At 35.6% G+C, this 20,967-nt stretch carries 20 protein-coding genes; 10 read left to right on the top strand and 10 right to left on the bottom strand.

Annotated elements, in window-relative coordinates; all coding sequences use genetic code 11:
- Positions 1-147 precede the first annotated feature (147 nt).
- Together atpD and JM81_RS10265 are read left to right on the top strand one after the other, a co-directional pair.
- Positions 148-1,656 (top strand): F0F1 ATP synthase subunit beta, encoded by a 1,509-nt coding sequence (gene atpD / locus JM81_RS10270; RefSeq protein WP_089260931.1) that lies wholly within the window; start codon positions 148-150, stop codon positions 1,654-1,656.
- Positions 1,657-1,738: 82 nt separating this feature from the next.
- A complete protein-coding gene (locus JM81_RS10265; protein ID WP_144803040.1) occupies positions 1,739-2,017 on the top strand; it encodes a F0F1 ATP synthase subunit epsilon in 279 nt (92 codons plus the stop codon).
- A 52-nt stretch (positions 2,018-2,069) separates the two neighbouring features.
- Here JM81_RS10265 and JM81_RS10260 read toward each other — a convergent pair whose 3' ends face one another.
- The 6 genes from JM81_RS10260 to JM81_RS10235 all read right to left on the bottom strand — a co-directional run bounded on the left by JM81_RS10260 (position 2,070) and on the right by JM81_RS10235 (position 7,922).
- Positions 2,070-2,276 (bottom strand): helix-turn-helix domain-containing protein, encoded by a 207-nt coding sequence (locus JM81_RS10260; protein WP_144803039.1) that lies wholly within the window; start codon positions 2,274-2,276, stop codon positions 2,070-2,072.
- 2 nt (positions 2,277-2,278) lie between these two features.
- Positions 2,279-2,767 carry a DUF2975 domain-containing protein gene (locus tag JM81_RS10255; protein WP_144803036.1) on the bottom strand — a complete coding sequence of 163 codons (489 nt, stop codon included), beginning with the start codon at positions 2,765-2,767 and terminating at the stop codon, positions 2,279-2,281.
- A 78-nt stretch (positions 2,768-2,845) separates the two neighbouring features.
- On the bottom strand, positions 2,846-3,379 hold the full coding sequence (locus JM81_RS10250) for a GNAT family N-acetyltransferase (RefSeq protein WP_144803033.1): 534 nt from the start codon (positions 3,377-3,379) through the stop codon (positions 2,846-2,848).
- A 2-nt stretch (positions 3,380-3,381) separates the two neighbouring features.
- Positions 3,382-5,172: a M61 family metallopeptidase gene (locus JM81_RS10245; protein WP_144803030.1), complete on the bottom strand. Its 1,791-nt coding sequence runs from the start codon at positions 5,170-5,172 to the stop codon at positions 3,382-3,384.
- Positions 5,173-5,250: 78 nt separating this feature from the next.
- Positions 5,251-5,649: a two-component system response regulator gene (locus tag JM81_RS10240; RefSeq protein WP_144803026.1), complete on the bottom strand. Its 399-nt coding sequence runs from the start codon at positions 5,647-5,649 to the stop codon at positions 5,251-5,253.
- Positions 5,646-7,922: a PAS domain S-box protein gene (locus tag JM81_RS10235; RefSeq protein WP_144803023.1), complete on the bottom strand. Its 2,277-nt coding sequence runs from the start codon at positions 7,920-7,922 to the stop codon at positions 5,646-5,648. Before JM81_RS10235 ends, JM81_RS10240 begins: the two co-directional genes overlap by 4 nt.
- Positions 7,923-8,221: 299 nt before the next feature.
- Here JM81_RS10235 and JM81_RS10230 point away from each other — a divergent pair, with 299 nt between their 5' ends.
- Genes JM81_RS10230 through bioD form a run of 3 tightly spaced genes read left to right on the top strand, consistent with a single transcriptional unit; the run spans position 8,222 to position 10,395 of the window.
- A complete protein-coding gene (locus JM81_RS10230) occupies positions 8,222-9,379 on the top strand; it encodes an aminotransferase class I/II-fold pyridoxal phosphate-dependent enzyme (protein ID WP_144803020.1) in 1,158 nt (385 codons plus the stop codon).
- Between the two features lie 7 nt (positions 9,380-9,386).
- Entirely contained in the window at positions 9,387-9,770 is a 384-nt protein-coding gene (locus JM81_RS10225; RefSeq protein ID WP_089261261.1) for a DUF2007 domain-containing protein, read from the top strand.
- A gap of 7 nt (positions 9,771-9,777) precedes the next feature.
- Positions 9,778-10,395 carry a dethiobiotin synthase gene (bioD, locus tag JM81_RS10220; RefSeq protein ID WP_144803017.1) on the top strand — a complete coding sequence of 206 codons (618 nt, stop codon included), beginning with the start codon at positions 9,778-9,780 and terminating at the stop codon, positions 10,393-10,395.
- On the opposite strand, the gene JM81_RS10215 is transcribed toward bioD, so the two are convergent.
- Positions 10,381-11,871, bottom strand: coding sequence for an ArnT family glycosyltransferase (locus tag JM81_RS10215; RefSeq protein ID WP_144803014.1), 1,491 nt, complete (start codon positions 11,869-11,871; stop codon positions 10,381-10,383). The genes bioD and JM81_RS10215 overlap by 15 nt on opposite strands.
- Before the next feature lie 69 nt (positions 11,872-11,940).
- Here JM81_RS10215 and bioA point away from each other — a divergent pair, with 69 nt between their 5' ends.
- The 4 genes from bioA to JM81_RS10195 all read left to right on the top strand — a co-directional run bounded on the left by bioA (position 11,941) and on the right by JM81_RS10195 (position 16,558).
- The gene (gene bioA / locus JM81_RS10210) at positions 11,941-13,209 is read left to right on the top strand and encodes an adenosylmethionine--8-amino-7-oxononanoate transaminase (RefSeq protein WP_261375018.1); all 1,269 of its coding nucleotides are present in this window, start codon (positions 11,941-11,943) and stop codon (positions 13,207-13,209) included.
- Between the two features lie 9 nt (positions 13,210-13,218).
- Positions 13,219-14,412, top strand: coding sequence for a beta-ketoacyl synthase N-terminal-like domain-containing protein (locus JM81_RS10205; RefSeq protein ID WP_144803008.1), 1,194 nt, complete (start codon positions 13,219-13,221; stop codon positions 14,410-14,412).
- A gap of 102 nt (positions 14,413-14,514) precedes the next feature.
- Positions 14,515-15,609 carry a biotin synthase BioB gene (gene bioB, locus JM81_RS10200; protein ID WP_089260919.1) on the top strand — a complete coding sequence of 365 codons (1,095 nt, stop codon included), beginning with the start codon at positions 14,515-14,517 and terminating at the stop codon, positions 15,607-15,609.
- Between the two features lie 76 nt (positions 15,610-15,685).
- Positions 15,686-16,558 carry a cupin-like domain-containing protein gene (locus JM81_RS10195; RefSeq protein ID WP_089260918.1) on the top strand — a complete coding sequence of 291 codons (873 nt, stop codon included), beginning with the start codon at positions 15,686-15,688 and terminating at the stop codon, positions 16,556-16,558.
- On the opposite strand, the gene JM81_RS10190 is transcribed toward JM81_RS10195, so the two are convergent.
- On the bottom strand, positions 16,555-17,040 hold the full coding sequence (locus JM81_RS10190; RefSeq protein ID WP_186435560.1) for a regulatory protein RecX: 486 nt from the start codon (positions 17,038-17,040) through the stop codon (positions 16,555-16,557). The genes JM81_RS10195 and JM81_RS10190 overlap by 4 nt on opposite strands.
- A gap of 115 nt (positions 17,041-17,155) precedes the next feature.
- Here JM81_RS10190 and JM81_RS10185 point away from each other — a divergent pair, with 115 nt between their 5' ends.
- Positions 17,156-18,799 (top strand): hypothetical protein, encoded by a 1,644-nt coding sequence (locus JM81_RS10185; RefSeq protein ID WP_144803005.1) that lies wholly within the window; start codon positions 17,156-17,158, stop codon positions 18,797-18,799.
- Positions 18,800-18,854: 55 nt separating this feature from the next.
- Here the strand turns inward: JM81_RS10185 and JM81_RS10180 are convergent, their stop codons facing one another.
- Complete coding sequence (locus tag JM81_RS10180) at positions 18,855-20,402, bottom strand: Rne/Rng family ribonuclease (RefSeq protein WP_089260916.1); 1,548 nt, start codon at positions 20,400-20,402, stop codon at positions 18,855-18,857.
- Between the two features lie 258 nt (positions 20,403-20,660).
- Positions 20,661-20,951, bottom strand: coding sequence for an HU family DNA-binding protein (locus JM81_RS10175; protein WP_027065813.1), 291 nt, complete (start codon positions 20,949-20,951; stop codon positions 20,661-20,663).
- Between the last annotated feature and the right edge of the window lie 16 nt (positions 20,952-20,967).

Below are 20,967 nucleotides of genomic sequence, written 5' to 3'. Positions count from 1 at the left end.
AAATAAAGGTGCTCTCAGGGCACCTTTTTAGTTTTGTAAAAAAGCTAAAAAACAGTTTTCGTTTAAAATTGAATAGCATATCTTTGCAGCCTGAAAATGAGAGCATTTTTAAGGTTATATTAAACGTAATACATAAACATAAAAGTAATGTCAAAAGTTACAGGTAAAGTTTCGCAAATCATTGGGCCAGTGGTTGATGTAGAATTTCAATCAGGTGCTGATCTACCTAGAATCTATGATTCCTTGGAAATTGTAAACAAGGATAAGTCAATTTTGGTTTTAGAGGTGCAATCCCATGTTGGCGAAAATACGGTTAGAACCATATCTATGGATTCTACCGATGGTCTAAGTAGAGGTGTTGAAGTAGTGGCTACGGGAAGTGCGATCCAAATGCCTGTTGGGGATGATGTTTATGGCCGTTTGTTCAATGTAATCGGTGATGCTATTGATGGTTTGGGCAATTTACCTAAATCTGGAGATAATGGTCTGCCAATACACAGGGAGGCTCCAAAATTTGAGGATCTTTCGACTTCAACAGAGGTTTTATATACAGGTATTAAGGTAATTGATTTGATCGAGCCTTATGCAAAAGGTGGTAAAATTGGTTTATTTGGTGGTGCAGGTGTTGGTAAGACGGTTCTTATTCAGGAGTTGATCAATAACATTGCAAAAGGACATGGTGGACTTTCTGTTTTTGCCGGTGTAGGTGAAAGAACACGAGAGGGAAATGATTTACTTCGTGAGATGTTGGAGTCCGGTATTATCAAATATGGTGATGATTTCATGCATTCTATGGAAGAAGGCGGTTGGGATTTGAACAAGGTTGATAAAAATATAATGAAAGAATCAAAGGCAACTTTTGTTTTTGGTCAAATGAACGAACCACCTGGAGCCCGTGCAAGGGTTGCTCTTTCTGGGTTGACCATAGCGGAATATTTCCGTGATGGAGCTGGTGAAGGTCAAGGTAAAGATGTTCTTTTCTTCGTTGATAATATCTTCCGTTTTACGCAAGCAGGTTCAGAGGTATCGGCATTATTGGGTCGTATGCCATCTGCGGTAGGTTACCAACCAACTTTGGCAACGGAGATGGGTGCCATGCAAGAACGTATTACGTCAACCAAAAGAGGATCTATTACCTCTGTACAAGCGGTATATGTACCAGCGGATGATTTAACGGATCCAGCTCCGGCAACTACATTTGCCCACCTGGATGCTACAACCGTATTATCACGTAAAATTGCAGAGCTTGGAATTTATCCTGCTGTGGATCCATTGGATTCTACATCAAGAATATTAACTGCTGAAATTTTAGGAAAAGATCACTATGCTTGTGCGCAAAGAGTTAAGGAGCTTTTACAACGATATAAAGAGCTACAAGATATTATTGCCATTTTAGGTATGGAAGAATTATCTGAAGAAGATAAATTAGCAGTTGGTAGGGCACGTCGTGTACAACGTTTCCTTTCTCAACCTTTCCACGTAGCGGAGCAGTTTACTGGGCTTAAAGGTGTATTGGTAGATATCAAGGATACCATTAAAGGATTTAATATGATTATGGATGGTGAATTGGATCACTTACCCGAATCTGCTTTTAACTTGAAAGGTACTATAGAAGAGGCGATCGAGGCTGGTGAGAAAATGTTGACTGAAGCTTAGAACTAGTAAGCAGTTAGCAGTAACAGTTTGCACTTTGTTTGCTACTGTATGCTGAATACTGAGTACTGAATACTTAAAAAATATGTATTTAGAAATTGTATCACCAGAAGCAACCTTATTTGCTGGCGAAGTAACATCAGTTACGGTACCTGGTATAAATGGTGAGTTTCAGATGTTTAAAGATCACGCTCCAATAGTTTCTTTGTTACAGGAAGGGAAGGTTAAAATTGCCGGAAATGTGACTTTGGAAAAGGCTCACGCATCAAAATTCAGTAAAGATTCTGATGGAAACACTGTGTTACCAATTACTAGTGGTACCATTGAATTAAAGAATAATAAGGTTATTGTACTAGCGGATTAAGGCTTACAATTGTTATAAATTATAAAGGCTACACCTTAAAGTGTAGCCTTTTTTATTCAATTTCATATGCGAGTATATCAGCAGGTTGACAATCTAATGCTTTGCAAATAGCATCCAGTGTAGAAAAGCGAATGGCTTTTGCTTTACCTGATTTAAGTATGGATAGATTAGCTTCGGTAATACCAATCATTTCTGCCAGTTCTTTACTTTTTAAATTACGGTCTGTTAATACGGTATTTAAGTTAACGACAATGCTCATAATTATATGGTTAGGTCGTTTTCATTCTTAAAGTAATAACCTTGATCAATTATTTTTGATATAATTAAAAGGAATAAAGAAGTAATTAATAACGTTACAACACCTTCAATGACTCCTTTAGTATTATATTCTATTAATTTCTGGTAATTTTCACCTAGCGAAATTTCAATTATGTTGATAAATAATCTTATAAAAGAATAGTACAAAAATACTCTTCCAATAGTTTTAAAAGATTTTCCGTTTTTCTTGGATAGAAAATTTTCAAGGTTTAGTTTATTTATGACTCTACTAAATTTCAATAAATAAAAGGTTAAAATACTGCTGATACTAATTTTTGCTATTAAAATGCAAATAGGAATTGTTAAGTTACCGTAGACGTTTTCTATTAAAATCAAGTTGTAAAGATCTGAACTTGATTTAAAAATTGCAACTAATCCTCCTATAATCCAAAGACAAATTAATAGGTATAGAAAAAAAATAAGATTCTTCATATTACAATTATTATTGTTTAACGATAACAAATATATAAAAATTATCGAAAAACAATAATAAAATTTTAATTTATTGGATTATGATGTCCTCAAAGATATCAATTCCCAATCTTGACCTAAGGAATTATAGGTGCATATTTTTGTAAAACCAATAGCATAATGGGCGCTCAAAGAGCGGCTATTCGTGGCATCCACTTCAGTTATGATGCTGGTATAAGTAGGAAAGGCTATTTTTTTCATTGCCTCGTACAATCCTCTAAAAACACCTTGTTTTCTATGGGTCTTTGCAACGCAGATTTGACCCATGGTAATATAATTCTGTAGATAATTTTTTTCTATTTCCGTAAACATAGGTCTTAGGACGGAAATATCATCCTTAAAATCTTGTGTCATGGATAGTGCATAACCAACTATCTTACCCTTGTGTTTGGCAATAGTATGCGGAAAAGCATTGTTCATTTTAGTAAGAAGTTCCAAACTATGTTCAACGGTGACAAATCCTTCCCTTGCCATCTCCGTAGCGGTAACGGAAGATCTTAAATTCATTTGTTGTATGGAAAGAATTTGCATTAATTCTTCCGTAGTACTTGCACTGGTGTAATTGATTTCCATTATTACAGTTTTAACCAAGTATTACGAGCTTTAAGCATTTGCTTAGAAGGTAAATCTTCTGTTTTTTCCATCAATTGAATGGAATAGTGTGGATCCGGCTCAAGCGTTAACACGGTATTTTTTTTATTGCCATCTCTTATAAAGTCAATAGAAAGCTTATCTGTTGGCCTAAATTGTTTCAATAAAGCATTGAATGCAATATCTTCTTGCAATGGCCTACCGTTTATGTGGGTAATTAAATCACCTTTGTCCAAACCAGCGGTATAAGCAGGACTTCCTATAGTTGGATTACTTTTAATTATACCATTTTGCTCATTGGAAATTGATACGGCAGCACCAAAATATACAGTATTGGAATCTTGAGAAATAAAAACACCAACACTTTCTAAAAGCTGCTTGTATTTGGGCATACCACTCTTATATATGTAATTATTGAAAAATTGGTTACCAAATTCCTCGCCGGCATAACTGTTCAAGGTTTGGTGTAAATTTTCTAGTGTATAAGGTATTTCAGTTTTACCATATTGAGACCAAACAAGCTTCATAAAATCATCTAAGTTCAATTTTTGTTCCCTTAGGGAAAGGTCTAGCGCCAAACCTAAAACACTACCGTAGGAATAGTAAGATATAAATGTATTTTCCCTATTAACGGGATCTACGGATGTGGCAGCGTCTACAAAAGGAGCTTGATAGCTCATTTCAATAGGATTAAAAAATTGTAGGGCCGGTGAATTCCAAACATAATTAAATGTACCCGTCAATCCCTCAATATATTTTTCTGGTGATATAAGTACAGCTCTACATAATATAAGATTGGTGTAATAACTTGTAAAACCTTCAGCAAACCATAGGGCTCCGCTCATATTTGCCTCTTCAAAGTTAAAAGGTTCCAAAGACTTTGGTCGTATACGTTCCACGTTCCAACTATGGAAAAACTCATGGGAAACCGTACCTATATTACCATCCATACCACCATTTGCCAATGTTCTTGAGCTTGTTAGTATTGTTGAATTTCTATGTTCCATGCCATCACCGGATGCGTTTGGTATATAGCAGGCTAAAAAAGTGTAGGTACTATAATCGAATTGTGGCAACTCACCGAACACCTCTTTTTCGGCAATTACTACTTTTTTTACTTTCTCAAAATACTTGTCTGCTTCTTCTTCAGTTCCTGGGTCATGAAGAGCAAGTTTTACGGTTTGATCATCAATATTGAATTCCCTTACCTTGTGGTTACTTAGTTCTGTGGGGCTATCCATAAAATAATAAAGGTTTGGAGCGCTATAAGTATTGTTTTTAACCTTTACTAATTGAGTGGCAATTTTCCATTCTAAATCTTCCCTATTTACAAAATCAACTTCAATGGGTCTGTCGCTTAAAGAAGGAGCATAAATAAATGTGGCCGGTATATTTAAATGCGCATGGGATTCATCTATTTGTGAATAGGTGCCGTCCCCTCTATCTGCAAATAAGATGTATTCAATTATTACATTTCCGTTATGTCCGGTAATTTGCCATTCATATGGGTTGGGCCTATGGATTTTAAGTATATTACCTTGGGCATCTTTGGCCTTAAAAGCATAAACGTTCTTGGCAAATTCATGTAGGGCATATCTTCCCGGAGATGTTCTGCTCATTCTTACGGACAATGTATCTTGATCAATATCTGGAAAGTTTACCGTAACCACGGCCTCATGGTGTATGGCATTATCAAAAGATATGGAATAATTTATCGTTTGCGCACTAAGAGATAGTGCTGCAAAAAAGAGAAAAATTAGGTACAAATAACGCATACAATGTTTTTAGCTAATATAATGAAGCTAATGCATGTTTGTAAAATTTGATTCTAATTATTAAGCGTGAAGAAAGAATTATTCTCCAAATTTAGATTGAATGGCATTTTTAATTTTTTTGAAAACAATATCATTTATGGGTTTTATGACAAAATCCGTCACTAATGGGCTAGCCATAAGATTATCGATATCTAGCTTATTGCCTGAGGAGGTCAATACAAAAACCATACAATTTGAAGGGTTGGCAAGGACTTCAAAATGTTCCATAAATTTCCAACCGTTCATTACGGGCATATTCAAATCTAAAAACACAACATAGTTGTTGTCGTTGTTATAATCTTCCTTTAAAAAGTTGATAGCCGTTAATCCGTTAGTGAACAAAGTTATGTCACCTGTAATATCAGTTGCCTTTAAACCTTTTTCCAGCAAAAAGGTAAATATTGGATCATCTTCTATAACAATTATTTTATAACTCATTCGGTTTCTTCTATATTCATTCGTTGTACGGTACTGTCTACAATTTTCTTTATGACCACATCTATTTCATCTGCAGAATCTATAATATATTGTAGCATACGGTTTTTTTCTTCAAAATCAAGATCTTGATTTTCGTCCCTAATAAGATTAACCAAACCCATTAATCTTGCAACAGGAGCTCTTAGTTCATGGGACTGTGTCCATGCAATTTCCTTTAATTTTGCATTTTGTTTTTCAATGGCCTTTAAGTAGTTGACACGGTTACTTACATCTCGTGAATTTACGACAATACCGTTTATGGAAGGTTCGTCCAATTTATTGGTAACCGTTGTCTCCATCCAAATATATTGGTTGTTTTTGATTCTGAACCTAAATGGCCTAATCTTGGTTTGGGGTACTTCCAAGATATTATAAAATTGTTTTAGGACTTCATCATAATCTTCAGGATGTACATAATCAAATGCATTGGTGCCTAAATATTCCTCTGGAGTTGTTTGCAAAATTCTGGTAGAAGTAGGACTTACATATAGGAAATTGGCTTCTGTATTTAATATGGCGATTAAATCACTACCATCTTGTACCAAAGATTTAAATCGGCGTTCTGATTGTGAAAGCTGTACGTCAGCTTTTTTCTTCTCGGTTATATCACGGGCTATACAGTATACCACCCTTTCTTTATCGTCCCAATTTGCAGACCAAAGCATGGGTACTATAGTATTGTTCTTGTGGATGTATCTATTTTCAAATCCCGTGACCTTTTCACCTTCTAAAATTGCGAATGCTTCGTTCAAGGTCAATTCTTTGTCCTCTTCATGTACAAAATCTATATATTGCTTACCGATCAAGTCCTTTGGTTCATATCCCCAAATTTTTTGACAGGCCTTGTTAATGCTCAAGAAATATCCTTCTTCATCTATGGTGCAAATGATATCCAAGGATGCATCCATTATTTTTTGCATTTCCTCTTTGGCACTTATCAATACCTGCTGTGACAAAACCTCTGATGTTATGTCTTTAGAATAGCAGGTAAGACCTAATAATTTACCATTGTTGTCATAAAGGGGGTTAAATGAGGTCAACCCATAGGTAGTTCTAAGTTTTGCGGGGTTGTGAAATTTAGCTTTAATAGAAAACTGTTCTCCCTTTAATGCCCTTGCATAATAATTTTTCCATTTATTATTAATATCGATATCAAAATTTTCTGAAAACACGACGTCCCCAACTTTAAACTGATAGCCAATATTGTCCCTGATCAATTCATGATAGGCGTTGTTTGCCATTATTAATCTGTATTCGGTATCAACAGACCATAAAAGATCCTTGGTGTTATTGATAATGGCTTCCTGGTTATTTTTAAGTTTTACCAGTTCAAAATCATCATTTACTTTTTGCGTGATATTCTGGATGGTACCGTACATCAAAAGCGGTTGATCGTCATCCCAAGACAAAACTTTACCGTTATCATGAACCCAATTTGTTTGCCCGCTTAAGTTTATAATTCGGTATTTAATATCATAAATTTCAGTCTTATGCTCAAAACATCGTTTTAGTTTTGCCTTGACCAATTTTAGGTCTTCCGGATGTATAAAATTTTCCCAATCAGAATATTGCAAGGTTTTTTTGGCTTCGGCGGAATAACCTAGAATTTTTAGACATTCATAATTTAATTTCATTAAATTATTCTTGATATCCCGTTCCCAAATACCAATACCAGTTGCAGAAACGATGTTGTCAAGAAGAATACCTTTTTGTTCTAATTTATTTTTTTGGTGCCGTGATAATTTTTTTGACTTTCTTAATTCAAATAATTGTATGACCTGCTTGGCAAGTGTTTTTAAGCCATTTATTTGCAGCTCATTGAGTTGTTTTGTTTTTTGGTCCATGACACATAATGAACCTAATTTATATCCATCATCGTTAGTTAAGGAAACCCCAGCGTAGAAACCAATTTTCAAATCTCCTTTGACAGAAGCATATTCTGAAAATCGTTTATCCTGGATTGGGTTTTCTACGATTAAAACATCTAAATCATCAAGAATTAAATATTTGCAAAAAGAATGATCTAGTGTAGTACTAGTTAAATCCAATCCATGATGAGATTTAAAAAATTGTCGATTATCGTCCACTAAAGAAATGAGGCTTATAGGGGTGTTGCATATAGCTGCTGCCAAAGCCGTGATATCATTGTATAGGGATTCCTCTTCAGAATCCATAATAGTATAAGAACCTAAAGCTTCTAATCTTTCTTTGTCTGCAATTTTATCTCTTTTCATAGCCAATCAATCAGAAAAAAAATATAGCGCTAATAGCAATATACAATATTAATAGTAGGAAAATTCCTTAAAAATTGTGCAAAAATATGTTTATTCTTTAACATTTAAACATTATTTCACGTTTATTTTTGATTAAAAAGAGAGGTAAACTCCTATTTATCAACGTTCTAAATGATGATAAATGGTAATTTAAAACCGGTTTTCTTAAAAAATAGTTTTTTTCTCAAACTTAGAAGTAAATAATTCTTCATTTCATTAAAAACTTCCGTTTCAATTCATAGAAAAGTTATTTTTGCTCAATGAGTAAAACACCCGCTAGGTTAGTAAAATTATTGGCAGGCCGTAAGGAAGAGGACACCTTTAGGCAGTTGACTTCAATGAGTGGTCTAATAGATTTTTTGTCCAACGATTATTTGGGATTTGCCAATAATGAAACACTGTTTTCCAAAACCTTTCAGGTGCTTTTAAATGAAGGGATAGCTTCCAATGGTTCAGGAGGGTCGCGTCTTCTGTCCGGAAATCACAAACTTTATGGCCAATTGGAACCTTTGTTGGCTAATTTTTATAAAGCGGGGGAAGCATTGGTCTTCAATTCTGGTTATGATGCCAACCTTGGCTTGTTCAGCGCTGTACCACAACGTGGTGATATTATATTTTATGATGAGTGTGTTCATGCAAGTATTCGTGAGGGAATACGAATGAGCAATGCAAAATCATATAGTTTCTTACACAATGATTTGTCTAGCCTAAAAGACCGAATTGCTTTGAATTTGGCGAGAAATGATCAAAAAGATAGTATGGTCTATGTGGCTACCGAAAGTGTTTTTTCAATGGATGGAGATTCTCCCGACTTAAAAGCTTTTGCGGATTATACCAAAACTAACGGCTATCATTTAATTGTTGATGAGGCCCATGCCGGTGGCGTATTGGGTAAAAATGGAGAAGGTCTAGTGGCAAAATTGGGGTTGCAGGAAGATGTTTTCGCAAGGACCATAACCTTTGGAAAAGCATTTGGGTGTCATGGTGCAGCGGTTTTGGGCAGTAATGAACTTAAGGTGTTTTTGGTCAATTTTGCAAAACCGTTAATATACACCACAGGCTTAACGCCACATACTTTGGCCACTATTCTTACGGCCCATACATTTTTTAATGAATTAAGTAAAGAGCCAAAAGTAAGGTTAGCGGAAAATATTGCATATTTTAAAGATCAGGTCAAAGCATATAAATTAAATGATTATTTTATTGCTAGCGATACAGCTATACAATGTTGTGTGGTCCCTGGCGCAAAAAAGGTAAAGACGGTATCCAAAAAACTATTGGATAAAGGATTTCATATTAAGGCCATTGTATCACCAACGGTGGCCGAAGGTCAAGAGCGACTTAGAATTTGTTTGCATAGCTTTAATTCCAAGGAAGAAATAGGACTATTGCTTAAATTGTTATCCAGTTTTATTTAGTATGGGCATGGAAGATAAATTTTATCAATTGGCTAGTTTTGAATATGTTGCCGATGTACAGATTGTAAAGGGTAAACTGGAGTCAGAGGGTATTCCGGTTTTTTTAAGGGATGAGAATACCTTAAATTCCGATCCTCTTATTAGCAATGCCATTGGGGGCGTAAAATTGCAGGTATACTCAAAGGATAAGGAAAGGGCAATTGCTATTTATGATGAAATAAGGGCCTATGCCGTAGATGAACAAGGTGATCCTATTGTATGTCCAAATTGTAAGGCAAAACGATCAGAACCATATTATAACAGTAAGGGGGTATTTTATAAACTTTTTCCATTTTTTGAAAAAAGAAAGTATAAGTGCCTAAATTGTAAAATGATTACGAACTCAAAGTAAGAATATAATGCAAAAGATATTTGTGACCGGAATTTCAACAGAAGTAGGCAAAACAATTGCTTCTGCTATTTTTACCGAAGCTTTAACAGCAGATTATTGGAAACCTGTGCAAGCAGGAGATTTGGACAATACAGATGTAGATAAGGTGAAAAGGTTGATTTCCAATGATAAATCTAAGTTTCATCCGTGCAGCTATGAGTTAAAGGCAGCTATGAGTCCGCATGCCGCGGCAGAGTTGGAAGGTATTAGAATAGATAGGTTCCATATTAATGAACCGGAAACCGATAATAATTTGATCATTGAGGGTTCTGGGGGAATATTGGTACCCTTAAATGATGAGGATACCATGTTTGATATTATTATGCCAGACTACAAGGTGGTAGTAGTTTCCAGAAATTATCTGGGCAGTATTAATCATTCTTTATTGACGATCAATTGGCTTTTACATAAAGGTTATGATGTATCCGTACTGTTCAGTGGAGAAGCAAATCCGCAGACCGAAAATATCATATTGCATAAAACTGGTGTATCCTTGATTGGTAGAATAGATGAGGAAAAGGAGTTTACCAAGGAAGTGATCAAAAAATATGCCGTTAAATTTGAGGGTATATTAAGGTCGCTCTAGTCGTTGTAATACTTCTGCATTTTCAACATCGGCCAGTTTTACATAATGCGTAGAAAGGTAATCATCTATATAGGTATTTACTTCTATCAATTTCTTGTCGAATATCCGTTTGCTTTTTCTTGTTATTACCGTTTTGGGCCGTATGACCTCCATAATGTATTGTAATTCTTCAATAGCAATTTTTCTTGGGTTGTTGAAAAATGGGAACAGTTCATCCCTGCAAATATTACTGGGATGTGTAGCCGCAATGGTGGGCGGTAGCGTATTTAAATTCCAATAACCAATATGGTATTCAAAAAAAAGTATGTTTTTGGTCTCTAAATTGTGATCTGTAATATATTGTGGTACAGAGAAACCCTCGCCATTATAAAGTGTATTTTTTTCATAATAGTTTTTGGCGACATTGATATATTCCAAATAACTTTCTGCAGGTATCAGCATTCCTACAAATGCAAGGAAAACCGGTATTCTTGGTTTATAACGTAATAAAATATTTGAAATCACTATGCCCAAAAGGATTAGAAATAGAGGGTGTAATTGTATGAGGTAATGGCCGTTTATCCTTCCGCCTTTTATAAACGATATCAATATCCCAAAAATAGAGACCAGCAGTAACTGGTTGGTTCTGTTTTTAAAATCAATGTATTTGTTTTTATAGGCATAGATGAGAAACAAACCTATAATAACGAATATAGGAGCAAGTTTAAGGAATGAGTATCTTCTAGCCTCGGTATATTCCAAAGGGGCGAGAATTACTGATTTCCACCATACTAAGGTTTGCCCGGTTATATAATAAGGGACTATGGTAGCGAGAATCACGGTAAGTATTCCTATACCAAATAAAATGACTTTTAAAAAACCCTTCTTTTTTTTAGTAAGCAATGCTTCGTACAAAAGGAACAAGCCAATAAAGCATATGGGGAATGCCATATTCAGTTTGACCATTACCGTAATTCCCATGAGCAGTCCGGCAAAAAAGATGGCAAACGCAGATTTTTTTTTCAGTATCAGGTAGATTGCGGGAACAAAGAAAGCAACGCAGATATGTTCTGACATTACACCTTGCAAACTGCCAAACAAGCTGAGCAATACAATACAGGACACGGCAACAATTATAGATGATGTTTTGGCCAATATGGTACGTGCAATTTTAAAGGTAAAGAATGCTGTAATCAAAACGGTGAACACTCCTGCTAATCTAATGGCGATAAAGCTTTTGCCGAATAGGGTGATTATGGAGGCAAAGAAAGCAAAGGTTAACGGGGGCTTTAAGTCCCATAATTGGGTATAGGGCAAAAAACCGTTGGCCCAAGATTGCCCAAGTAATATAAACGTACTTTCGTCCCTGTCAATATAGTCCCTGAAGAAAAAAGGGAACCGTATAAAAAAGGTGATGCAAAAAAAGAATAAAAGAATGGTGGAATTTTTCCATTTGGAAATGGTATAAAATACATTTTCGTTTCTTTTCAAGGACATCTTAAATTTGCGGTTTATTTCCCGATCTTTGCAAGATAGATAAAATGAGGAATTATAAATTTTATGGCCGTGGAAAATCTATCAACTAGAGATAAAAAGTATTTGTGGCATCCTTTAACTCAACATAAGTTAAACAAGCCCCAATTACCTATTGTAAAGGCAAAAGGGGCACTTTTGTTTGATGAGGGCGGTAATGAATATATAGATGGTATTGCATCTTGGTACACCACAATGTATGGCCATGGCAATGACCAGATAATTGCCGCAATGACCAAACAGATGCAAAAGTTGGATTTTGTAATGTTCAGTGGCTTAACACATGAACCGGCTATTGAACTTTCAGAACAGCTTATCAATATTTTACCTGACAATCAAGCAAAACTTTTTTTTAATGATAATGGTTCTACGGCAATTGATGCGGCCATAAAAATGGCGTTTCAATATTTTCATAATGATGGAAAAAAAAGAGATACGTTAATAGCATTTGAAGACGGATTTCATGGAGATACCTTTGGGGCAATGAGTGCTTCTGGACTTTCTTCGTATAATGGACCGTTTGAAGATTTTCTATTAAAGGTTGTGCGCATTCCTGTACCGCAAGAAAACAATCTGGAATTGGTCAAAAAACAATTGACGAATATTTTAAGTGAAAACAGCTGTGCGGCCTTTATTTTTGAACCGCTGGTACAAGGTGCCGCAGGAATGAAATTTCATTCCGCAAAAGGGCTTGATGAGTTGATTCAACTATGTCAAACTCATGATGTGCTTTGTATTGCCGATGAAATAATGACTGGATTTGGAAAAACTGGAACGGATTTCGCTTCTGACATCCTTATGAACAAACCAGATATTATCTGTCTGAGCAAAGCGCTTACGGCAGGTATGTTCCCCTTAAGTATTACCAGTTGTTCAAAAAAGCTGTATGATAGGTTTTTAAGTGATGAGGTACACAAAGGTTTTTTTCATGCGCACACTTTCAGTGCACATCCTATTGGATGTGCTGCGGCTTTGGCCGGAATTAGCCTTTTAAATTCTTCTGAAATTATGGAAAGAAGGCAGTATATAGAAAAGGAACACAATGTATTTGCTGCAGAAGTTAAAAACCATGAAAAGATAGCTGAGGTAAGGGTCAAGGGGGTGATTTTGGCTATAGACCTACAACTGAAAATGGAACGGTATGGCAACTTGCGTGATGAGCTGTATCAATTTTTCTTAAACAGGGGCGTTCTGCTTAGGCCATTGGGCAATACCGTTTATGTGTTACCCCCTTATGTAATTACCAACAAACAACTTCAAAAAATATATGCCGCCATTAAAGAGGCATTAGATACTTTTTAGATTAATATATTGAAAGAAAAAATATCCATAACGGCCCTAGCCTCCCTTTCACCTTTGGGAGATACATTGAATGAAACCTGGAATGCTTATTTAAGCGACAATCATTATTTTTCTTTAAAGGATTACAATGGACAACAAGTATGGGTAGCCCCATTGTCCCAAGCCTCAAAGCTTAAAGTAGATGAATTAAGGTTTTCTGATAATAAATATAAAAAGTTGGACGATAGTGTTCTCTTTGCAATTTTAGCATCGAGAAAGGCAGTTGATCAAGCAGGATGGAAAAATACCTCAATTTTTGGTGTTAATATGGGCTCATCAAGGGGCGCTACAAAACTTTTTGAGGAATACCACCAAGAATATTTGGAAACGGGAGTAACGTCAACCTTAAGCTCACCTACAACAACGTTGGGCAATATATCATCATGGGTATCTCATGACCTTGGGGCGACAGGTCCGGATATCTCCCATTCCATTACTTGTTCCACGGGCTTACATTCCGTATTGAACGGGGTGGCATGGCTTAATAGCGGCATGGCGGACAAATTTTTGGTAGGAGCTAGTGAAGCGCCATTGACCAATTTTACCATTGCCCAGATGAAAGCATTAAAAATTTATGCTAGAACTACGGCTGTTCATGAGCCTCTGGTAGATGAACTTGGAAAGGAGTACCCCTGCCAGGCTTTATATCTTGAAAAGGAGACCAATTCCATGATTTTGGGTGAAGCTGCCACTGTAGCATGTTTGGAAACCGGTACGGTGAACAATGCCCTTGCGCTAATAGAAGGGGTTGGGTATGCAACTGAAATTTTAAAACATAATACCTCCATATCGGCAAATGCGGAATGTTTTCAAAAATCGATGAAAATGGCCATGGGGAACTTATCCCTTTCCGATATTGATGTCATAGTTATGCATGCACCTGGCACCATTAAAGGAGATTTGTCTGAATTTAATGCGGTGCAACAGGTGTTTGGAAGTACAATGCCACTTTTAACGACCAATAAGTGGAAATTTGGGCATACGTTTGCGTCTTCTGGTATGCTAAACCTAGAGTTGGCAATTTTAATGATTCAACATAATAAATTCATACCATCACCTTTTTTTAAGAACAAAGTGAATAATAAGCAGATCAAAAGGGTCTTGGTCAATGCCGTAGGTTTTGGTGGTAATGCTGTAAGTATATTAGTATCTAAAAATGAATAGGTTATGAAAAGGACTCTAGTGTAGTCTTCATTTTAAAACCAACCAATTATATTTTCAATTTAAATTCAGTTATTTTTGAACTTGGTAACAACCCATGATGATATGAGCGACGCAAGACATAATTGGACAAAAGACGAAATCTTAGCAATATATAATAAGCCTTTAATGGAGCTTCTATATGAGGCTGCAACCGTACACAGGCAACATCACGATCCCAACACGGTGCAGGTTTCAACCCTACTTTCAATTAAAACGGGCGGTTGTCCGGAGGATTGTGGGTACTGTCCGCAAGCGGCACGTTACCATACGGATATAGAAGGTAACGACCTTATGGCCGTATCTCAGGTAAAAGCTCAAGCGTTAAGGGCAAAGGCATCTGGTAGTTCACGTGTTTGTATGGGGGCTGCATGGAGAAATGTTAAGGATGGTCCGGAATTTGAGCAAGTATTGGAAATGGTGCGTACCATTAATAAGCTGGATATGGAAGTATGCTGTACACTGGGGATGATAACGGAAAACCAGGCCAAACGTTTGGCAGAAGCAGGTTTGTACGCTTATAACCACAACTTGGATACCTCAGAGGATTATTATAAAGATGTAATTTCTACGCGCGCTTTTGAGGACCGTTTGGATACGATAGAAAATGTGCGCAAAAGTAATGTTACCGTCTGTAGTGGTGGTATCATTGGTATGGGAGAGGCATTGGAAGATAGGGCAGGGATGTTGGTCGCTTTGACCTCACTTAATCCGCAACCGGAATCTGTTCCCATTAATGCTTTGGTTGCCGTAGAGGGTACTCCTATGGAAGATATAGAGCCGGTTTCTATTTGGGACATGATCAGAATGGTGGCCACTACCAGGATTGTAATGCCAGAGACTCAAGTACGTTTATCCGCAGGCCGCACGGAAATGAGTAGGGAAGGTCAGGCAATGTGCTTTTTTGCGGGTGCAAATTCCATTTTTGCGGGAGATAAATTGTTGACGACCCCAAATCCAGATGTAAATGAGGACATGGCTATGTTCAAAATGTTGGGGTTAAATCCTCAAAAACCATTTACCAAAGTGGCCCAGCCCAAAACTGTGGAAGCTGCGGATTCACAACTACAACCTTTAGGCGAAAAGCCAAAGTGGTCAAGACCCGGGCATACCATAGAGCGTAATGAAAATGCCAAGCAAAAGGCAAAAATTGTTGAATAATACTACATTAATACATTTTTAAGAAATTATTTTCTAATCGTTAATTACCTTTGGGTTCCCTAAAAACCATGTGTAATTGAAGTTAGCCGATATTCCAAGGGTAAGTAATATTACCAAGGACATTTTTATTAACGATTATTTTAAACCGCAGCAACCTGTAGTTCTTGAAAATGCAATTACGGATTGGCCTGCCTTTCGTAAGTGGAATCTTGACTACATGAAGGAAGTAGCCGGTTCAATTACCGTACCCTTGTATGATGATAGGCCGGTACAACATAAGGATGGTTTTAATGAACCACATGCCAAAATGAAAATGGCGGATTATGTTGATTTGCTGAAAAAGGAACCCACTAGGTTTAGAATATTTCTTTGGAATATTTTAAAGGAGGTGCCTGCGTTGCAGAACGATTATAGTTTTCCGGATTTTGGTCTAAAGTTGATGAAAGGTTTGCCAATGTTGTTTTTTGGTGGCCGGGATTCCTATACATTCATGCATTATGATATTGATTTGGCCAATATCTTTCATTTTCATTTTGATGGAGAAAAAGAGGTCATACTCTTTCCACAGTCCGAAACGAAAAAATTGTATAAAGTACCACATTCCTTGATTACCCATGAAAGCATAGATTTCTCGGACCCGGACTATGATAAGTGGCCGGCGTTAAAGCAAGCCAATGGTTTTAAGGCTACACTTTCCCATGGTGATGTATTATATATGCCAGAAGGTTATTGGCATTATATGAAATATAAAACACCTGGCTTTTCCATGAGTTTAAGGGCAATTGCCCGTAATCCTAAAAATTTGGCCAAAGCCACGTACAATATCTTGATTATGCGTTACTATGATGTTCTAATGCGTAAATTAAAGGGGCAAGATTGGATAGACTTAAAAAATGAAAAAGCCGTATCTAGAACACATAAAAGAATAGGTGAATTGGTTAGGGATTAAATTTTGTTGACCAGCTCTTGAACTTTTTCATAGACCAAATGGCTTTCCCAACCTCTGTATAATAAGTAGTCCGCCAGTTTTTTTCTGCGCTTTTGTATATCCGTATCGGTAATTTGAAGTAGTCTTTTTTGGGCCAATTCGTCCAATGCCTTCATATATGCAGTAGGGTCAATTTCTTTCAGGGCCGTGGTAATATTGTATTTGGAAATATTTCGTTGTTTTAATTCCCTTACAATTCTGTTTTTACCCCATTTTTTAATGTTGAATTTACCTCTTGCAAAACTTTTGGCAAATCGTTCTTCATTTAAAAATCGATCTTCAATTAGTTGCCCTATTATAGTATCTATGGCAATAGGTATCATACCCATTTCCTTTAATTTGGAAACCACTTCTTTATGGCAGCGATCTTGGTATGCGCAATAGCTTTCTATTTTTTTAGTGGCTTCTAGAATAGTGTAGCCTTTGGTTTTTGAAGTAGTCAAAAGTATATTTATTATAATTGAGAATAAACGTTAGGTAAATTTACCATAACTTATCTATAAGTTGAAATTTTATAATATTTTGGGCGATTGCGAGTTTTATAATAAAATATTAAAAATGAGAAAATTGTTATTGCTAGTATTTGTTTTTTCGATGTTAACTGCTTGTGACGAAGAAGAAATAATAGTTAATGAAATAGAGTTAAAAGATATTACAAGTAACAATTTAATAAATAACCCTATTATTTATGAGTCAACTGATGTCAATATCACAGTTGAAAATAATAGTGGGGCAATAGAATCTATAGTGGTTTATTTTAATGATGAAATTCTTTTGAATTTAGAGAATGATTCAAATGTCAACTTTAGTTTTAATCCTGAACTATACCCAACTGGATCAGCAAATATTAAGATTGAAATAATTGAAAAATCTGGTGGGCTTATTTCAAAAATTTATCCAATTACAATACATAGAAAGTTATTAGATGTTGAATTAGACAATTACTTTTTTCGCAAAGGAAATAAAGATTTTATGATTTTTGCATCAGCATATGATGGTTCATTGTTAGCTACTAGGTTGATTGATTCTACCCCAACATCTTTTGTTTTATCTACTGAAGTAGATATAGATTTAGAAACACCTTATATGTTCACTATTGCCTCAAGAAATGAATTTGTAGATATAGAATATGCAAATTTATATACTGTAATGGATGTAACAAGGTCAAGTTTTAATGAATTTAGACCAAAATCTCCACGAAGAAGTGAGTATTCTAAACAATATAAATTAAACACTATTGGTTTTTCGGAGGATGTAATAATTGAAGGATCAATCAACCCAGGGTATTCCACAGGTTATGATCATTTGGATTTTTCTTTTTCACTTATTAAGTATGAATATTTAAACGAGGAAAATACAATAGATAGTTATTATATCAACGCTTATAATCGAAATACTCGACAAGTAAGTCATATGTGGATTAACGATGATACTTTATTAAACAATCAAGAATTAAATGCGAATGAACTATCTACAGAAGATCAGATTGAAGGTTTTGTAGATACAACTTATTCTGATGGTTTAGAGAATGATCATACTAGAGGACTTCAGATAAGAGGATACCAAAATGAAAAAGATTTTAAAAATAATAATTATCATGAAATTTGGCGTAGTGGTCATACTACGATACAATCTTCTGATATGTACATTCAGTCTATAGAAGATTATGTATTAAATACTTCATTTTATAAATATTCACATTTCTTACGTTTAGAGGATTATATAACAAATAGGGTTGGTATCCCTCTTGAAAAATATAATATACCAAATTGGGATTTAGATTTTCAAATTATTGATAGGCAAATAAATCTAACAGTAAATGGAAGTGGTCACAACGTAGGTAAATTATTAATTTCTTCGGGAAATTCGGTTGATGAAATCCCCACTGTTGAAGGAAAATTAAACTATTATACTTGGAACATTAATTTTGATAGTAATAAAACATCAATAATTACACTTCCTGAGGTTCCTCAAGAAATTAAAAATTGGAGTTTTGGAAAATTTTATAATTCATCTAATCTAAATGTTAAATGGTTTAGAGTAGAGAGGTATGAAAATATAGAAGATTATGATAATTATTTAAATCAAATTATAAGGGAGAATAAAATTTTATTTCAAGTAAGCCCTTTGTTTGAGGCAAAATTTATATCTAACGACAAGTATAGTAATTTTATGTTAGATTCAGATACATTTTTTGATTAACAATTAAAAAAACCTAAAACAAAAAAAGCGACTCTGTTATAGAGTCGCTTTTTTATTAATATATTGTTTTACCGTCCTTGTTCTTAAAACGGTATTCAAGATACGTATACGCATCACGTGGTTGAATTTTTATCCATCGTTTGTATTCCAAGAACCATTTTGTTCTTAACGAAGGAAATCCTTTTGTAATATAGGCTGCAATAAAGGGGTGTATATTTAGTGTTATACTATTGTCCTTTGCAGGTCCTTTAAGGAGTTTTTCAAGATCCACAGTAATTTTGTCTATTAAAACAATAGGTGCTTCCACCTCTTTTCCGGTTTGGTTAGGATCCTCTTCGGTTGTTTTAATATTCATTTCAGGTCGTACCCTTTGTCGGGTAATCTGAATCAAACCAAATTTACTTGGGGGTAGTATTTTGTGTTTGGCGCGATCATCTTTCATCTCATCCCTAAGATGTTCAAAAAGCTTTTTTCTATGCTGTGATTTTACCATATCGATAAAATCCACTACAATAATGCCTCCCATATCACGAAGGCGTAATTGCCTGGCAATTTCCGAAGCCGCCAATAAGTTGACCTCTAGGGCCGTATCTTCTTGGTTTTTGGCCTTATTGGACCTATTGCCGCTGTTTACATCTACCACGTGTAGGGCTTCGGTATGCTCTATAATTAAATAGGCTCCTTTGCTCATGGTGGCGGTACGTCCAAAAGACGTTTTAATTTGTCTCTCGATACCAAATTTTTCAAAAATTGGCACATTGGAGTCATAGTGCTTTACGATACTCTCCTTTGCAGGAGCAATTTCGGCCACATATTCTTTTATTTCATTATAAAGAGTGGCGTCATCTACGTGTATACCCGTAAAACTATCATTAAAAACATCTCTTAATATAGAGGATGCCCTATTAAGTTCTACGAATACTTTTGAAGGTGTTTGAGCACGATATAATTTTTTACACATTGCTGTCCATTTTGCCAGCAAGTTTTCTAGATCTTTGTCAAGTTCCGCAACTTTTTGCCCTTCTGCAACTGTTCTGATTATTACACCAAATCCTTTTGGCTTAATACTCTTAACAAGTCTTTTTAACCGGTCTTTCTCTTCTTTACTTCCTATTTTTTGGGAAACGGAAACACGTTCCGAGAAAGGAACCATGACCAAATAACGTCCTGCTATTGAAAGCTCTGAGCTAATTCTTGGTCCTTTAGTAGATATAGGTTCTTTTACAATCTGCACCAATAAGGATTGGTTTGCTTTAATGACATCGGTTATTACCCCGTTCTTGTCAATATCGGTTTCGAACGGAAAGTTTTTTAAGGAGTAATCCTTTAGTTTTCCGGTACTCACCTGTTTAATGAACTTTAGCATGGAGGATAACTGTGGTCCAAGGTCATGATAGTGCAAAAATGCATCTTTTTCATATCCTACGTTCACAAAGGCAGCGTTTAGGCCTGTAACCGGCTTCCTGATCTTGGCAAGAAAAATATCGCCTACAGAAAAGTCGTTACTGTTTTCCTCTTTATGCAGTTCAGTGAGTTTTCCGTCCTTTAGCAAGGCAAAGTCTACGGCTTGGGAACTAGATCTTACGATTAATTCTCTATTCACCTGAATATATTTTTAGTCGTTCCACTATATAGTATAGGAAACGAGCTGATTAAACAATACCAAAAGCAAACACAATTTGTATTTGCCGAGATCCAATACAGGGATCTCTATGTCAATGAACGTAAAAAGAAAAAGTAGTTAAAAAACTACTTTTTCTTGTGTCGGTTAGCTCTTCTACGCTTTTTGCGCTTGTGTGTAGCTACCTTATGTCTCTTTCTTTTTTTACCGCTTGGCATAAAGTTCTTTTTTTAAGATTAATTATTTTACGTGTACGTTGCTCTTAACTCCTTCAACAAAAACCTTGGCAGGTTTAAATGCCGGAATGTTATGGGCGGGTATTTTAATAGTTGTATTCTTGGAAATATTTCTACCGGTCTTTTCGGCTCTGGTTTTGATTATGAAACTTCCAAAACCTCTAAGGTAAACATTGTCACCACTTTCCAATGATGTTTTTACCTCTTCCATAAAGGATTCAACTGTAGCTTGTACATCTCCTTTTTCAATTCCCAGTTTATCTGAGATTTTCGATACAATTTCCGCTTTCGTCATCTTTCAATATTAGATT

It is taken from the genome of Maribacter sp. MAR_2009_72, from assembly GCF_007827235.1.
GTDB lineage: Bacteria > Bacteroidota > Bacteroidia > Flavobacteriales > Flavobacteriaceae > Maribacter > Maribacter sedimenticola.
Note: the sequence above shows the minus strand (reverse complement) of the source record. Positions and strands in the feature narration are given on the sequence as shown.

What these genes read in the sequence shown, in the direction of transcription:
- atpD (WP_089260931.1), top strand. Translation starts at nt 148, where the DNA reads ATGTCAAAAGTTACAGGTAAAGTTTCGCAAATCATTGGGCCAGTGGTT.
- JM81_RS10265 (WP_144803040.1), top strand. Translation starts at nt 1,739, where the DNA reads ATGTATTTAGAAATTGTATCACCAGAAGCAACCTTATTTGCTGGCGAA.
- JM81_RS10260 (WP_144803039.1), bottom strand. Translation starts at nt 2,276, where the DNA reads ATGAGCATTGTCGTTAACTTAAATACCGTATTAACAGACCGTAATTTA.
- JM81_RS10255 (WP_144803036.1), bottom strand. Translation starts at nt 2,767, where the DNA reads ATGAAGAATCTTATTTTTTTTCTATACCTATTAATTTGTCTTTGGATT.
- JM81_RS10250 (WP_144803033.1), bottom strand. Translation starts at nt 3,379, where the DNA reads ATGGAAATCAATTACACCAGTGCAAGTACTACGGAAGAATTAATGCAA.
- JM81_RS10245 (WP_144803030.1), bottom strand. Translation starts at nt 5,172, where the DNA reads ATGCGTTATTTGTACCTAATTTTTCTCTTTTTTGCAGCACTATCTCTT.
- JM81_RS10240 (WP_144803026.1), bottom strand. Translation starts at nt 5,649, where the DNA reads ATGAGTTATAAAATAATTGTTATAGAAGATGATCCAATATTTACCTTT.
- JM81_RS10235 (WP_144803023.1), bottom strand. Translation starts at nt 7,922, where the DNA reads ATGAAAAGAGATAAAATTGCAGACAAAGAAAGATTAGAAGCTTTAGGT.
- JM81_RS10230 (WP_144803020.1), top strand. Translation starts at nt 8,222, where the DNA reads ATGAGTAAAACACCCGCTAGGTTAGTAAAATTATTGGCAGGCCGTAAG.
- JM81_RS10225 (WP_089261261.1), top strand. Translation starts at nt 9,387, where the DNA reads ATGGAAGATAAATTTTATCAATTGGCTAGTTTTGAATATGTTGCCGAT.
- bioD (WP_144803017.1), top strand. Translation starts at nt 9,778, where the DNA reads ATGCAAAAGATATTTGTGACCGGAATTTCAACAGAAGTAGGCAAAACA.
- JM81_RS10215 (WP_144803014.1), bottom strand. Translation starts at nt 11,871, where the DNA reads ATGTCCTTGAAAAGAAACGAAAATGTATTTTATACCATTTCCAAATGG.
- bioB (WP_089260919.1), top strand. Translation starts at nt 14,515, where the DNA reads ATGAGCGACGCAAGACATAATTGGACAAAAGACGAAATCTTAGCAATA.
- JM81_RS10185 (WP_144803005.1), top strand. Translation starts at nt 17,156, where the DNA reads ATGAGAAAATTGTTATTGCTAGTATTTGTTTTTTCGATGTTAACTGCT.
- JM81_RS10175 (WP_027065813.1), bottom strand. Translation starts at nt 20,951, where the DNA reads ATGACGAAAGCGGAAATTGTATCGAAAATCTCAGATAAACTGGGAATT.